This is a genomic window from Streptomyces sp. NBC_00433 (genome assembly GCA_036015235.1).
Lineage (GTDB): Bacteria > Actinomycetota > Actinomycetes > Streptomycetales > Streptomycetaceae > Actinacidiphila.
In genome coordinates this window covers 3,375,582-3,390,199 of sequence record CP107926.1, presented here as the reverse complement: position 1 = coordinate 3,390,199, position 14,618 = coordinate 3,375,582, and the positions used below count along the sequence as shown (strand labels likewise).

At 70.4% G+C, this 14,618-nt stretch carries 11 protein-coding genes, 1 pseudogene and 1 riboswitch; of the genes and pseudogenes, 6 read left to right on the top strand and 6 right to left on the bottom strand.

Annotated features, from left to right (window positions below; all coding sequences use genetic code 11):
- The first annotated feature begins 268 nt into the window (after nt 1-268).
- Entirely contained in the window at nt 269-907 is a 639-nt protein-coding gene (gene def, locus OG900_13905) for a peptide deformylase (protein WUH91091.1), read from the top strand.
- Here the strand turns inward: def and OG900_13900 are convergent, their stop codons facing one another.
- Together OG900_13900 and OG900_13895 are read right to left on the bottom strand one after the other, a co-directional pair.
- Nucleotides 908-1,939, bottom strand: coding sequence for a ribonucleotide-diphosphate reductase subunit beta (locus OG900_13900; protein WUH91090.1), 1,032 nt, complete (start codon nt 1,937-1,939; stop codon nt 908-910). It lies immediately after the preceding gene.
- Nucleotides 1,939-4,320: a ribonucleoside-diphosphate reductase subunit alpha gene (locus OG900_13895; GenBank protein WUH91089.1), complete on the bottom strand. Its 2,382-nt coding sequence runs from the start codon at nt 4,318-4,320 to the stop codon at nt 1,939-1,941. The genes OG900_13900 and OG900_13895 overlap by 1 nt, the downstream gene beginning before the upstream one ends.
- 144 nt (nt 4,321-4,464) lie before the next feature.
- A riboswitch (cobalamin riboswitch) is annotated at nt 4,465-4,594 on the bottom strand.
- A 138-nt stretch (nt 4,595-4,732) separates the two neighbouring features.
- Here OG900_13895 and OG900_13890 point away from each other — a divergent pair.
- Nucleotides 4,733-5,016, top strand: a pseudogene (locus tag OG900_13890) (AraC family transcriptional regulator).
- A gap of 217 nt (nt 5,017-5,233) precedes the next feature.
- Here the strand turns inward: OG900_13890 and OG900_13885 are convergent.
- The 3 genes from OG900_13885 to OG900_13875 all read right to left on the bottom strand — a co-directional run bounded on the left by OG900_13885 (nt 5,234) and on the right by OG900_13875 (nt 8,036).
- A complete protein-coding gene (locus tag OG900_13885; GenBank protein WUH91088.1) occupies nt 5,234-6,889 on the bottom strand; it encodes a sodium:solute symporter in 1,656 nt (551 codons plus the stop codon).
- The gene (locus tag OG900_13880; protein WUH91087.1) at nt 6,886-7,143 is read right to left on the bottom strand and encodes a DUF3311 domain-containing protein; all 258 of its coding nucleotides are present in this window, start codon (nt 7,141-7,143) and stop codon (nt 6,886-6,888) included. Before OG900_13880 ends, OG900_13885 begins: the two co-directional genes overlap by 4 nt.
- A 122-nt stretch (nt 7,144-7,265) precedes the next feature.
- Nucleotides 7,266-8,036, bottom strand: a complete 771-nt coding sequence (locus tag OG900_13875) for a GntR family transcriptional regulator (protein ID WUH95747.1) — start codon at nt 8,034-8,036, stop codon at nt 7,266-7,268.
- A gap of 319 nt (nt 8,037-8,355) precedes the next feature.
- Between OG900_13875 and OG900_13870 the strand changes: the two genes are divergently transcribed.
- Genes OG900_13870 through OG900_13855 form a run of 4 tightly spaced genes read left to right on the top strand, consistent with a single transcriptional unit; the run spans nt 8,356 to nt 13,120 of the window.
- Nucleotides 8,356-9,669: an extracellular solute-binding protein gene (locus OG900_13870; protein WUH91086.1), complete on the top strand. Its 1,314-nt coding sequence runs from the start codon at nt 8,356-8,358 to the stop codon at nt 9,667-9,669.
- A gap of 45 nt (nt 9,670-9,714) precedes the next feature.
- Nucleotides 9,715-10,716 carry a sugar ABC transporter permease gene (locus OG900_13865; GenBank protein WUH91085.1) on the top strand — a complete coding sequence of 334 codons (1,002 nt, stop codon included), beginning with the start codon at nt 9,715-9,717 and terminating at the stop codon, nt 10,714-10,716.
- Nucleotides 10,713-11,597 carry a carbohydrate ABC transporter permease gene (locus OG900_13860; GenBank protein WUH91084.1) on the top strand — a complete coding sequence of 295 codons (885 nt, stop codon included), beginning with the start codon at nt 10,713-10,715 and terminating at the stop codon, nt 11,595-11,597. Before OG900_13865 ends, OG900_13860 begins: the two co-directional genes overlap by 4 nt.
- Complete coding sequence (locus tag OG900_13855; protein ID WUH91083.1) at nt 11,594-13,120, top strand: glycoside hydrolase family 3 protein; 1,527 nt, start codon at nt 11,594-11,596, stop codon at nt 13,118-13,120. Before OG900_13860 ends, OG900_13855 begins: the two co-directional genes overlap by 4 nt.
- Nucleotides 13,121-13,780: 660 nt before the next feature.
- Here the strand turns inward: OG900_13855 and nagB are convergent.
- Nucleotides 13,781-14,566 (bottom strand): glucosamine-6-phosphate deaminase, encoded by a 786-nt coding sequence (gene nagB / locus OG900_13850; protein ID WUH91082.1) that lies wholly within the window; start codon nt 14,564-14,566, stop codon nt 13,781-13,783.
- Nucleotides 14,567-14,618: the final 52 nt, after the last annotated feature.

Here is a 14,618-nt window from a genome sequence, read left to right as displayed (position 1 = left end):
CCCTTCCCCCGGGCTACCGGGACCTTCCCCCGGTGGGGGCTGGTCGCGCAGTTCCCCGCGCCCCTAAAAACGGTCACTCTCCGCGCGGAGGGCAAGCCATCAGGGGCGCGGGGAACCGCACGACCAGCCACGACGGCGTCGCAGGTAAGCAACGCCACAGCAAGTGGCGCCCACCCGGGGAGTGCGGGTGGGAAGGGGGGACGGCACCCGAAGGGGGGCCTTACCCTGGACGGATTACTCACCCCCGCCTGGAAGGCGTACGGCTCAGATGTCCCAGCAGCACACCGAGACCCCCCCCACCCCTCCGGAGGAGCTGTTCCTCGACGACGTCACCGACGCGGAGGCCCGTGAGCTGGCTCACCGGGAGCGCGGCACCGTGCGTCCGATCACCGTCGTGGGCAATCCGGTGCTGCACCGGGAATGCCAGGACGTCACCGACTTCGGCGACGACCTGCTGGCCCTGGTGGACGACATGTTCGCCAGCCAGCGCGCGGCCGAGGGCGTAGGCCTCGCGGCGAACCAGATCGGCGTGGACCTGAAGGTTTTCGTCTACGACTGCCCCGACGACAACGACGCCCGCCATGTCGGCGTCGTGTGCAATCCGGTGCTCGAAGACCTGCCCGCGGACCAGCGGCACCTGGACGACTCCAACGAGGGGTGCCTGTCCGTGCCGGGCGCGTACATGGAGACCCCGCGCCCGGACTACGCGGTGGTCCGCGGCCAGGACCTGCACGGTGAGCCGATCGTCGTGCGCGGCAGCGGCTACTTCGCGCGCTGCCTGCAGCACGAGACCGACCACCTCTACGGGCGGCTGTACATCGACCGCCTCTCGAAGCGCGACCGCAAGGACGTCCTCCGCCAGATGGCGGAGGCCACCCCCAAGTTCGAGACCGTGCCCAACGACTAGCTAGAAGTCCTCGTCGAGTGCCACCGTGCCCTCCACCGCCACCTGGTAGGCGGAGGGGCGGCGCTCGAAGAAGTTGGTCAGCTCCTGGACGCCCTGCAACTCCATGAAGGAGAAGGGGTTCTGCGACCCGTAGAGGGGCGGGAAGCCCAGCCGGGCGAGCCGCTGGTCGGCGACGCACTCCAGATACGCCCGCATGGACTCGGTGTTCATGCCGGGCAGCCCGTCGCCGCACAGGTCGCGGCCGAACTGCAGCTCCGCGTCTACGGCTTCGCGCAGCATGTCGGTGACCTCCTGGCGCAGCGCGTCGTCGAAGAGCTCGGGGTCCTCCTTGCGCACGGTGTCGACCACGTCGAAGGCGAAGCTCATGTGCATCGTCTCGTCCCTGAACACCCAGTTGGTGCCGGTGGCGAGCCCGTGCAGCAGCCCGCGCGAGCGGAACCAGTAGACGTAGGCGAAGGCACCGTAGAAGAACAGGCCCTCGATGCAGGCCGCGAAGCAGATCAGGTTGAGCAGGAAGCGGCGGCGGTCCTCGCGGGATTCGAGGCGGTCGATCCGCTCGGCGCCCTGCCCGTCGAAGTTGGCCATCCAGCGGAAGCAGAACTGCGCCTTCTCGCGGATCGACGGGATCTCCTCGACGGCGTCGAAGGCGGCGGCCCGGTCGGCCGGATCGGGCAGGTAGGTGTCCAGCAGCGTCAGGTAGAACTGGACGTGCACGGCCTCCTCGAACAGCTGGCGGGAGAGGTACAGCCGCGCCTCGGGCGAGTTGATGTGCTTGTAGAGGGTCAGCACCAGGTTGTTGGAGACGATCGAGTCGCCGGTGGCGAAGAAGGCCACCAGGCGCCCGATCATGTGCTGCTCGCCCGGGGTGAGCTTGGCCAGGTCGGCGACGTCGGAGTGCAGATCGACCTCCTCCACCGTCCAGGTGTTCTTGATCGCGTCGCGGTAGCGCTCGTAGAAGTCCGGGTAGCGCATGGGCCGCAGGGTCAGTTCGAAGCCCGGGTCGAGCAGGTTCTTCACGGGTGTGGCGGTCATTACTGGCAGGCCTCGCAGGACTCGGGGTTTTCCAGGGAGCAGGCGATCGCGTCGGCGTCGGCGGTCGCGGGCACGGCTGCGGGGGCGGCCGCCTGGGCGGCGCGGGCGATCCGGGTGGCCGGGCGGGAGCGCAGGTAGTAGGTGGTCTTGAGGCCCTGCTTCCACGCGTAGGCGTACATCGAGGAGAGCTTGCCGATGGTGGGCGTCTCCAGGAACAGGTTCAGCGACTGGCTCTGGTCCAGATACGGCGTGCGGGCCGCGGCCATGTCGATCAGCGCGCGCTGCGGCAGCTCCCACGCGGTGCGGTAGAGCTCGCGCACCTCGGCGGGGATCCAGCTGAAGCCCTGCACCGAGCCGCTGGCGTCCCGCAGTGCTTCCCTGCTCTGCGCGTCCCACACCCCGAGCCGCTTGAGGTCGGCCACCAGGTAGGAGTTGACCTGGAGGAATTCGCCCGACAGCGTCTCGCGCTTGAAGAGGTTGGAGACCTGCGGCTCGATGCATTCGTAGGACCCGGCGATGGAGGCGATCGTCGCGGTCGGGGCGATGGCCAGCAGCAGCGCGTTGCGCATCCCGCCGGCCGCGACCCGCTCGCGCAGCGCCGCCCAGCGCTCCGGCCAGCTGGACTCGACGCCGTAGTGGTCGGGGTGCAGCACCCCGGTGGCGGTACGGGTCTGGTCCCAGGCGGGCAGCGGCCCGTAGCGCTCGGCCAGGTCGCAGGAGGCCTCGTAGGCGGCGAGCATCACGCGCTCGGCGATCTTCGTGGACAGCGCGCGGGCCTCGGCCGAGCCGAACGGCAGCCGCAGCTTGAAGAAGACGTCCTGCAGGCCCATCACGCCCAACCCGACGGGGCGCCAGCGGGAGTTGGAGCGGGCCGCCTGCTCGGTCGGGTAGAAGTTGATGTCCACGACCCGGTCCAGGAAGGTCACCGCGGTGTGCACGGTCTCGTCGAGCCGCCGCCAGTCGATGTCGCCGTCCGGGGTCACGAAGGCGCTCAGGTTGACCGAGCCGAGGTTGCAGACCGCGGTCTCGGAGTCGTCGGTGACCTCCAGGATCTCCGTGCACAGGTTGGAGGAGTGGACGGTGCGGCCGGGCAGCGCGGTCTGGTTGGCGGTGCGGTTGGCGGCGTCCTTGAAGGTCATCCAGCCGTTGCCGGTCTGTGCGAGGGTGCGCATCATCCGGCCGTACAGCTCGCGTGCCGGGATCGTGCGCTGCGCCAGGCCCGCCGCCTCGGCGGCGCGGTAGGCGGCGTCGAAGTCGTCGCCCCACAGGTCGACCAGGTCGGGCACGTCGGCGGGCGAGAACAGCGACCAGTCCGCGTCGGCGTCGACCCGGCGCATGAACTCGTCGGGCACCCAGTGCGCGAGGTTCAGGTTGTGGGTGCGGCGGGCGTCCTCGCCGGTGTTGTCCCGCAGTTCGAGGAATTCCTCGATGTCGGCGTGCCAGGTCTCCAGGTAGACGGCCGCGGCGCCCTTGCGCCTGCCGCCCTGGTTGACGGCCGCGACCGAGGCGTCCAGCGTCTTCAGGAAGGGCACGATGCCGTTGGAGTGCCCGTTGGTGCCGCGGATCAGCGAACCGCGGGCCCTGATGCGGGAGTAGGACAGGCCGATGCCGCCCGCGTGCTTGGAGAGCCGCGCCACCTGCTGGTAGCGCTCGTAGATCGAGTCCAGCTCGTCCAGCGGCGAGTCCAGCAGGTAGCAGGACGACATCTGCGGGTGCCGCGTACCGGAGTTGAAGAGGGTCGGGGAGCTGGGCAGGTAGTCCAGGGCGCTCATCAGCCGGTAGAGCGCGGCGACTTCGTCCACGGCGGCCGCCGAGCCGTCCTCGGCCAGGCCCGACGCGACCCGCAGCATGAAGTGCTGCGGGGTCTCGATCACCTTGCGGGTCAGCGGGTGCCGCAGCAGGTAGCGGCTGTAGAGGGTGCGCAGGCCGAAGTAGCCGAAGCGGTCGTCGGCGCCCTCCGCGAGCGCCCGGTCGACCAGCGCGTCCAGCCGGGCCGCGTGGCGTACGGCGAAGTCCGCCGTCCGGTCCGCGACCAGGCCTTCGCGGTGGCCCACCGCGATGGCGGTGGTGAAGGACACCGACCCCTGCGAGGCGGCCTCCTCGGCGATGGCCAGGGTGAGCAGCCGGGCGGCGAGCCGCGAGTAGGCCGGGTCCTCGGAGATCAGCCCCGCGGCCGCCTCGACGGCCAGCTCCCGCAGTTCGGCGGCGCCGGCGCCGCCGCTGCGCCCCCGCAGCGCCGCCGCGGCGACCCGCCCCGGATCGGTGTCCCGCAGGTCGGCGCAGAGTGCGACGAGGGTACGCAGCAGGCCGGCGCCGGCGCTGTCGGGCTCGGTGGCGGGCGATTCCCCGACGGTGGCGGGGGCTTCTGGCGCGATGGTCACGGTGGTGCGGTCTCCCTCGTACGCGGCGGCGGCCACGCGGGGGAGGAGCGGCGGCGGACGGGCGTGCGTATGGGCATGCCGGACCGCGTCCGCAGGCCCACTCCGCGAGGCCCGGACTCGTCGGCGCACAGCGGTCTGCCGACCGTACGGGCGCCGGCTGCCGGCAGGCGATCGGGCTGTGCGGCGGCGCGTGGGCGCAGCCGCTCACCGTTGCGGGGCAGCGCCGGATTCGCACCGGCTTCCCCTGCGGGCAGCGGACTTGAGCATACATCTTGTGCCGGGTCCCAGGGTGACACCCACATGTTGTGTCGCGGTGACGGGGGTTCAGTAGCGTACAGCCCGGTCCTTCCCGGCCGGAGCGGCCTTTTCCGGTGGGATTCCGGGCGCTTCGCCGCGCACCGGCGGCACACCGGCCTTGCTCGCCGCCCGCCACCCCGAGGCCCGGGTGGAGCTCGACGTCCTCTCCGTGGACGACAGCGGCGTCGTCACCTCGGCGGGCACCGCGGCCGGCATCGACGCCTGCCCGCACCTGGGGCGCAAGGAGCAGGGCGTCGCCGTCGCCAACGGCATCGCCCGCCGCATGGTCGTCCCCCCCCGCACCGCGGGGGCGGCCAGGCGCAATACGTGGCCCGGCCGCTGCCCCGCGCCACCAGCGACTCGGTCGCCGGCGTCCTGTCCTGGACGGAGCGCCAGGTCGGCCTTCCGCTCGGAGGGCAGGTCTGCGGAAGGCGGCGCCTTACAGGGGCGCGGGGAGTTGCGCGACCAGCCCACCACCGGCCGGTGGTCCGGCACGGACCGAACAGCCCCTCACGGCCGGTGACGACGTGCAGCCCGTCGACGGCTGGTCGCGCAGTCCCCGCGCCCTTAAAAAAAACCCGCTTGCCCGGGGGCGCGACATCCCCCGGGACAGCCCTTAGGCCCCTGCGGGCTCGGGCAGGCCCGGGGAGGTGCCCGGGGTCGGGTCGGCCGGGTCGGACGGGCCGACTGGGCTCGGGTCGGATTCGGTCGTGTAGTCCGACAGGACGGTCTCGTCCACCCCCGCCGGAGCCTTGAGCGCGCGCAGCGCCAAGGTGAGGACGAAGGCGACGCCGATGTTGAGGACGAAGGCGGTCAGGCCGATGTAGCCCTTCTCGCCGATCCACGGGATCATGTCCGAATTCCCGCCGAAGTGCGACTGCGCCGGGCTGGACTGCTCGTACGCCTTCCACGTGCCGTAGCCCATGCCGACGGCCCAGCCGGCCAGCAGGGCCCAGCGGTGGAACCAGCGGGTGAACAGGCCGCCGACTATGGCCGGGACGGTCTGCAGGATCCAGATGCCGCCCAGCAGCTGGAAGTTGATCGCCACGGTCTTGTCCATGGTGAGGACGAAGACCAGGGCGCCGACCTTCACCACCAGGGAGACGGCCTTGGAGACCGCGGTCTGCTGCGCGGGGGTGGCGTCCGGTTTGATCAGGTCCCGGTAGATGTTGCGGGTGAAGAGGTTGGCCGCCGCGATGGACATGATCGCGGCGGGGACGAGCGCCCCGATGCCGATCGCGGCGAAGGCGACGCCGGCGAACCACGAGGGGAACATGTTCTCGAACAGCTGGGGGATGGCGAGTTGGGCGTTGTAGCCCTTGCCGCCGACGTCGGCGGCGAGCGCCATGAAGCCGAGCATCGCCAGCAGGCCGAGCATCAGGGAGTACAGCGGCAGGATCGTGGTGTTGCGGCGGATGGTGTCGCGGCTCTTGCTGGACAGCACGGCCGTCACCGAGTGCGGGTAGAGGAAGAGCGCCATCGCCGAGCCCATCGCCAGCGTGGCGTAGGCCCATTGGGCCTGCGGTCCGGTCACCAGCGAGCCGCGGGCGACCCCGTCGGTCTTGACCGCGTAGGCGGCGCCCGCCTTGCTGAAGATGTCGTCGAAGCCGCCGAGCTTGTAGGGGATGTAGATGATCGCGACCGCGATGACGATGTAGATCAGCGCGTCCTTGACGAAGGCGATCAGCGCGGGCGCCCGCAGCCCGGAGGAGTAGGTGTACGCGGCGAGCACGCCGAAGGCGATCAGCAGCGGCAGGTCCTTCAGGAACCAGTTCGCGGAGTCGCTGCCGCCGACGCCCATCACGTCCAGGACGGCCTGGATGCCGACGAGTTGGAGCGCGATGTAGGGCATCGTGGCGATGATGCCGGTGATCGCGACGGCCACCGAGAGGCTCTTGGAGCCGAACCGCCCGCGGATGAAGTCCGAGGAGGTGACGTAGCCGTGCTTGTGCGAGACCGACCAGAGCCGGGGCAGGAAGAGGAAGACCAGCGGGTAGGTGATGATCGTGTACGGCACCGCGAAGAAGCCGCCCGCGCCGGCGCTGTAGATCGCGGCGGGCACCGCGACGAAGGTGTAGGCGGTGTAGAGGTCGCCGCCGAGCAGGAACCAGGTCACCCAGGTGCCGAAACTCCGGCCGCCCAGGCCCCATTCGTCCAGGTGCAGCGGGTCGGCGGCGCGCCGCCAGCGGGCGGCGAGGAAGCCGAGCACGGTGACGGCCAGGAAGAAGAAGATGAAGACGCCGAGTGCGACGCCGTTGACGCCGTCCTTCACCTGGCGTCACCCGCCTTGCGCGCCCGCTCCTCGCGGCGTACGAGCACGTACGCGACGTAGGTCAGCGCGGCGGTCACCGGCACCCAGGCCATCTGGTACCAGTAGAAGAACGGGATGCCGATGAAGGCCGGCGTCAGGCGCGAGTAGGAGTTCACCCACAGCAGGGCGACGAACGGTACGAGCAGGCACAGACCGGCCACCACCCTGGTGGGGGTGACGACCGGTGGCCTTGTGTCCGGTGGTGCTTCCGGCATGGGTGGTGCTCCCGTCCCCTAGAGCGACGTGTGTAATGCGCAGGAAATCTAGGGGAGGCTACCGGCGGTCGTCACTACCCGTGCACGGATCGATCGCCTTGTCAGCCGGTCGGGTTACGCGGTCAGTCGGTCGGCCTGCTGAGCCTGGCCACGAACTTGTAGCGGTCGCCGCGGTAGACGGAGCGCACCCACTCCACCGGTTCGCCGGTGGTGTCGATGGAGTGCCGCGAGAGCATCAGCATCGGCAGGCCGACGTCGGTGCCCAGCAGTCCGGCCTCGCGCGGGGTGGCCAGCGACGTCTCGATGGTCTCCTCCGCCTCGGCCAGCCGCACGTCGTAGACCTCGGCCAACGCGGTGTAGAGCGAGGTGTACTTGGCCAGGCTGCGGCGCAGCGCGGGGAAGCGCTTGGCGGACAGGTGGGTGGTCTCGATCGCCATCGGCTCGGAATTGGCCAGCCTGAGGCGTTCGATCCGCAGCACCCGGCCGCCGGCCTTCATGTCCAGCAGCCCGGCGAGCCGGTCGTCGGCGGTGATGTAGCCGATGTCCAGCAGCTGGGAGGTGGGTTCGAGCCCCTGGGCGCGCATGTCCTCGGTGTACGAGGTGAGTTGCAGTGCCTGGGAGACCTTGGGCTTGGCCACGAAGGTGCCCTTGCCCTGGATGCGCTCCAGGCGGCCCTCGACGACGAGTTCCTGGAGCGCCTGCCGGACGGTGGTGCGGGAGGTGTCGAACTCGGTGGCCAGGGTGCGTTCGGGCGGGACCGGGGTGCCGGGGGGCATCGTCTGCGTGATGTCCAGCAGATGGCGCTTGAGCCGGTAGTACTTTGGCACCCGGGCGGTGCGGCCCGCGGCGCCGCCCGCCGTGGTCTCCGCGCTGGTGGCCGCGTCGCTCTCCATGACGTTTACTCCCGACTGCTGTCGTGCTGCCGTCACCGGCTCCTCCGTTGATCGCGGCTCACATGGTGGCACGCGCGGCCCTGCCGGAGAGAGGCGGCGGGGGGTGTGGGTCCCCTCAGGTGTCGGTCCGATAACAGGTCCGACGGGTGTTCTTATACACCCTTGACACCCCTAAAGGTCTAGGCCAAGCTCCCGGTACTGGTCTAAACCATTAACGACCAATCCCAGACCCACGAGCAGGACTCGGCCGACGTGTTCTCGTACGGCGGCCGGCAATTCGGGCGGTGGGGGGAGTTTCGGGCATCCTGAGGAGGGTGGCGTGAAGCGCAAGCTCATCGCGGCGATCGGCGTCGCGACAATGATCGTCGGTATCGCGGCGTGTGGATCTGACAAGAAGGACGACGGCAAGAAGGCGGACGCCGGTTCGTCGTCGTCGGCCACCACGACTGACAAGACCATCACCGTCTGGCTCACCGTCGACGCGCAGCACAACTGGCCGGAGCTGGTGAAGGCCGCCGACGACGCGATCATCGCCAAGCACCCGGGCCTGAAGGTCAAGCACGAGTACTACGCGTGGCCGGACAAGAACGCCAAGCTCGACGCGGTGCTCGCCACCGACAAGGCGCCCGACGTCGTCGAGATGGGCAACACCGAGATGGTGCCCTACATGGCGGAGGGCGCCTTCGCCGAGCTGGACGCGTCGAAGTTCGACAACTCCGCCCAGTGGCTGGACGGCCTGAAGCAGTCGGTGAACTACGACGGCAAGACCTACGGCGTGCCGTACTACGCCGCCGCCCGTATCGCCACCTGGCGCAAGGACATCGCCGCCGCGGCCGGCGTCACCGCCACGCCCAAGTCGTGGGCCGAGCTGACCGGCGACCTGGACAAGATCCAGGCCAAGGAGGGCGCCAAGTTCAACGCCTGGTACCAGCCCTCGCGTGACTGGTACGCCGGCCTGTCCTTCGTCTACGACGCCGGCGGCGCCATCGCCACCAACGAGGGCGGCCAGTGGAAGGGCTCGCTGGAGTCCCCGGCGGCCATCCAGGGCCTGACCGCGTGGAAGGACGCCATCGGCAAGTACATGCACGGCGACCTCACCAAGGACGAGTCCGACCGCTACATCGTCTACGGCCAGGGCAAGTCGGCCATGATCTACGCCCCCGGCTGGGAGGCGCCGTCCGCCGCCGACCCGAAGTTCGACAAGACCGGCGGCAAGCTCAAGGACAACCTGGTCAACTTCGTGATGCCCGGCCCGTCCGGCAAGGCCCTCCCGGTCTTCCTCGGCGGCTCCGACCTGGCCGTCCCGTCCAAGTCGAAGAACACCGACCTGGCGTCCGAGTGGATCAACGACTTCACCAACACCCAGTCGCAGACCACCCTGATGAGCAAGGGCAACCTGCCGAACAACAACACGCAGCTGGCCACGCTCAAGGCCGACCCGGCGAACACGGTCACCGCGACCGCGGCCGAGAGCAGCTGGTTCGTCCCGACCGCACCCGGCTGGGGCAGCGTCGAGAAGGCCCAGACGATGCAGACCATGCTGCAGAACATCGCCACCGGCAAGCAGTCCGTCCAGGACGCCGCGAAGGCCGCTGACGCCGCGATGGACAAGGTTCTGAACGTCAAGAACTGACCAGTCCTCGCACAACAGGAGACCGGGACCGCTGAGGAGCACGTGATGAGTGCCGCCGATACCACCACCACCAAGGTGCCGCCGCCACGGCGGCACTCATCACCTCCCGGCCGACGGCCCGGGAGAGCCGGCGCCACCCGGCGCAGCAGGATCCGTCTCGGGCGGGCCGCCACACCGTGGCTGCTGCTGGCACCATGCATCCTGGTGCTGGTGCTCGTCCTGGGATACCCGCTGATCAAGCTGGGGACGCTGTCCTTCCAGGACTACAAGAAGCCGCAGCTGTGGGGCTTCAAACCGGCCACCTGGGTCGGCTTCGACAACTACCGGGCGATCCTCGGCGACCACGAGTTCTGGTCGGTGGTGATCAGGACCGTGCTGTTCGCGGGCAGCGCGGTGATCCTCACCATGGTCATCGGCATGCTGGTCGCCCTGCTGCTCCAACGGGTCTCCGGCTGGGTCCGCACCCTGGTGAACATCGCGCTGGTCGCCAGCTGGGCGATGCCCGTGGTCGTCGCCGTCACCGTCTTCAAGTGGATGTTCGACAGCGACTACGGCGTCGTCAACTGGACGCTGAGCCGGCTGCCCGGCGTCGACTACACCGGCCACAACTGGTTCGCCTCGGGGCCCGAGGGCCTGAGCGTGATCATGCTCCAGGTGGTGTGGGGCGCGATCCCCTTCGTGGTGATCACGCTCAGCGCCGGCCTCACCCAGGTCCCCAAGGAGCTGGAGGAGGCCGCCCGGCTGGACGGCGCCGACGCCTTCGGGGTCTTCCGCTACGTCACCTTCCCGATCATCAAGCCGCTGGTCGTGATGATGACGACCCTGTCGGTGATCTGGGACATGGGCGTCTTCGCCCAGGTGTGGCTGATGCGCGGCGGCCACCCGGAACCCGAGTTCCAGCTGCTCACCACCTACTCGTACGAAAAGGCGTTCGGTGTCAACGACTACGCCACCGGTTCCGCCATCGCACTGCTCACCGTGCTGCTGCTGCTCGGCGTGGTCGCGGTGTACATGCGGCAGATGCTGAAGATCGGAGAGGTGGAATGAGCGCGCTGACCTCGCGGCCGACCGCCGCCAAAGCCGACCCCCTGGCCGCGGTCACCCGCCGCCGGCGCAACGCCAAACTGGGCTGGAACATCCTGGGCCTGCTGGTCTTCGTCGTGGCCGCCTTCCCGGTCTACTGGATGATCAACACGGCGTTCAAGCCCGCCAAGGACGCCATCGACCCCAACCCGCACTTCTTCCCGCTGCCGGTGTCGCTGGAGAACTTCCACCGCGCCCTGAACATCAGCGACTTCTGGGGCCCGGTCGAGCGCAGCCTCATCGTCAGCGCGAGCACCGTGGTGGTCGGCTCGATCATCGGCCTGCTCGCGGCGCTGGCCATCTCCCGGTTCGCCTTCCGCGGCCGCAAGGTCGTCATCGTCGGCATCCTGACCGTGCAGATGGTGCCGCTGGTCGCGATGATCATCCCGGTCTTCCTGCTGCTCAACCAGATCCACCAGATCGACAAGCTCTCCGGCCTGGTGCTGACGTACCTGACCTTCGTGCTGCCCTTCACCGTCTGGACGCTGCGCGGCTTCATCGTCAACATCCCCAAGGAGCTGGAAGAAGCCGCCATGGTCGACGGCTGCAGCCGCACCGGCGCCTTCATCCGGGTGGTCTTCCCGCTGCTGGCCCCCGGCCTGGTCGCGACCTCCATCTACGGATTCATCCAGGCCTGGAACGAATTCCTCTACGCGCTGCTCGTGATGAGCCAGGACCACCAGACCGCGACCGTCTGGCTGGGGTCGTTCACCACCCAGCACGGAACCGAGTACGCGCCGATGATGGCCGGATCCACCATGATGGGTGTCCCCGTGGTGATCCTCTTCCTGCTCGTCCAGCGCAAGATGGCCGCCGGCCTCACGGCCGGGGCGGTGAAGGGATGACCGTCATTTCCACCGACACGCCTGCGGACCTCCTGGTCCGCGACGCGCTGACCGTCCTGCAGCCCGGCTTCGTCGGCACCACAGCGCCCGAGTGGCTGCTGCGGCAGCTCGCCGAAGGCCTCGGCGCGGTGGCGCTGTTCGCCCGCAACATCGAGTCGCCCGAGCAACTGGCCGCGCTCACCGCGCAGTTGCGGGCGGTGCGGCCGGACGTGCTGGTCGCCGCAGACGAGGAGGGCGGCGACGTCACCCGCCTTGAGGCACGCGGCGGTTCGTCCTTCCCCGGCAACCTCGCGCTCGGCGCAGTCGACGACGTGAAGCTCACCCGGGCGGTGGCCGCCGAACTCGGCCGCCGGCTCGCCGAATGCGGTGTCAACCTCAACTGGGCGCCGTCCGCCGACGTCAACTCCGACCCGGGCAACCCGGTCATCGGCGTACGCTCCTTCGGCGCCGACCCCGACCTGGTGGCCCGCAACACCGCCGCCTACGTCGAGGGCCTGCAGTCCGCCGGCGTCGCCGCCTGCGTCAAGCACTTCCCGGGCCACGGCGACACCGCCACCGACTCGCACCACGCGCTGCCGCGCATCGACGTCGACCTCGCGACCCTGCGGTCCCGTGAACTCGTGCCCTTCCGCGCCGCCCTGGCCGCCGGCACCAAGGTCGTGATGAGCGCGCACATCCTCGTGCCCGCGCTCGACCCCGAGCTGCCCGCGACCCTGAGCCCCGCCGCCCTCACCGGCCTGCTGCGCGCCCCGCGCGAAGCGGGCGGTCTCGGCTACGACGGCCTCATCGTCACCGACGGCATCGAGATGCAGGCCATCGCCGCCACGTACGGCATCGAACGCGGCACCGTCATGGCGCTGGCCGCCGGAGCCGACGCCATCTGCGTCGGCGGCGGGCTCGCCGACGAGCAGACCGTGCACGCCCTGCGGGACGCGATCGTCACCGCCGTCGAGTCCGGCGACCTGCCCAGGGAACGGCTCGCCGACGCGGCGGCCCGGGTCCGCGAGCTGGCCGCCTGGACGGCCGAGCAGGCGGGTGCCGCGGTGGGGACCGCACCCGCCGCCGAGGTCGGCCTCGAAGCGGCCAGGCGGGCACTGCGGGTCACCCGCGAGCCCGGCTTCGAGCCGCTCGACACGGCGCCCTACGTCGCCGCCTTCACGCCGGTGGCCAACATCGCCGTCGGCGAGGACACGCCGTGGGGCGTGGCCGCGGAGCTGGGCCGCCTGCTGCCCGGCACCGAGACAGCCACCTTCCGCGCGGCGGACGCGGGCGGTGCGTCCTTCGTCGAGGGCGTGCTCGGCGCCGCCGGTACACGGCGGATCGTCGCCGTCGTCCGCGACGTGCACCGGCACGCGTGGATGGCCGAGGCGCTCGGCGGCCTGGTGGCCGCCAGGCCCTCCACGATCGTCGTCGAGATGGGCGTCCCCCAGGCGCCGCCCTGCGGCGCCCTCCACGTCGCCACGCACGGCGCGGCGCGCGTATGCGGCGAAGCCGCGGCCGAGGTCATCGTGACCTCGCGCTGACCTCCTCCCCCCGGTCGCCCGGGGGCCGGCCGCCACCCCCTGCGGGGTGCCGCTATGGACTCCACGGTGCCCCTGCGCGGGGGCTGCTCGCGCCGTTCCGCGCCCCCTGGGTGGGTGCCACTTGCTGTGGCGTTCACAGTTGCGGTCCGTTGTGGCTGTGCGCGCAGTTCCCCCCCAGCGCTTCGCGTGGGGGTACCCCCACGCGCCCCTGGGTGGGTGCCTCGTTCTGTTGCGTTCACAGTTGCGGTGCGTCCTGGCTGGTCGCTCCGTTCTCCCCCAGAGCTTCGCGTGGGGGTACCCCCACGCGCCCCTTTTGGCCTGCGTCCTCCTGCGCCAAGCGTTCGCCCCTGCCAGGGGGCTGGGCCTCTTGCGCAGAGGGCAAGCGTTTTTCAGGGGCGCGGGGAACTGCGCGACCAGCCACGACGCAGCCGCAGGCAAGCAGCGCACCGCAAGGGGCAGGGCCTCAGGGGCGCGGGAGGGTACCCCCACGCGAAGCGCTGGGGGAGAACTGCGCGACAGGCCACCCACACAGCGCAACTGTGGAGTCCGCGACAGCGCGTCGCAGGGCGCGGCGAGCAGCCACGGGGACCGCAAGGTGCGGGTGCCGCCGCGAGGGGCAACCACGTGGGTGTGGCGGCTCCCCGCAAGGGGTGGGTGGGCCTACAGGCCCTGCCAGGAGGGCTTCGCGGCGTAGGTGGCGCGGAAGTACGGGGCCAGCTTGAGCTTCGCGGCAGCGGGCTCGTCGACGATGACCGTGGCGTGCGGGTGGAGCTGGAGCGCCGAGGCCGGGACGACCGCGGCGACGGGCCCTTCGACGGTGGCGGCGACCGCCTCCGCCTTGCCCTCGCCCGTGGCGAGCAGCACAAGGTGCCGCGCCTCAAGAATCGTGCCGATGCCCTGCGTGATGACATGGTGCGGCACGGCCGCGATGTCGCCGCCGAAGAAGCGGGCGTTGTCCACCCGGGTCTGCTCGGTGAGCGTCTTGATCCTGGTGCGGGAGGCGAGCGACGAGCACGGCTCGTTGAAGCCGATGTGCCCGTCCGTGCCGATGCCGAGCAGTTGGAGGTCCACCCCGCCGGCCGAGGCGAGCGCGTCGTCGTACGCCTCGCAGGCGGCCTGGACGTCCTCGGCGGCGCCGTCGGGGCCCATGAAGGCCTCGGGGGACAGCCCGAGCGGTTCCACGACCTCGCGCAGCACGACCGAGCGGTACGACTCGGGGTGCCCGGTGGGCAGCCCCACGTATTCGTCCAGTTGGCAGACCCTGGCGCGGGAGGCGTCCACCGCGCCGGCCCGCACCTTGGCGGCGAGCGCCTGGTAGACGGGCAGCGGGGTCGATCCGGTGGCCACGCCGAGGAGCGCGTCCGGCTTGCGGTGGAGCAGCGCGGCCATGGCATCCGCGATGAGGCCGCCGCCTGCCGCGGCGTCCGGGACGATGACAACTTCCACGCTGGGCCTGCCGTTCTGGAGAGGTGAGTGTGGTATAGACCAATCTATCAGG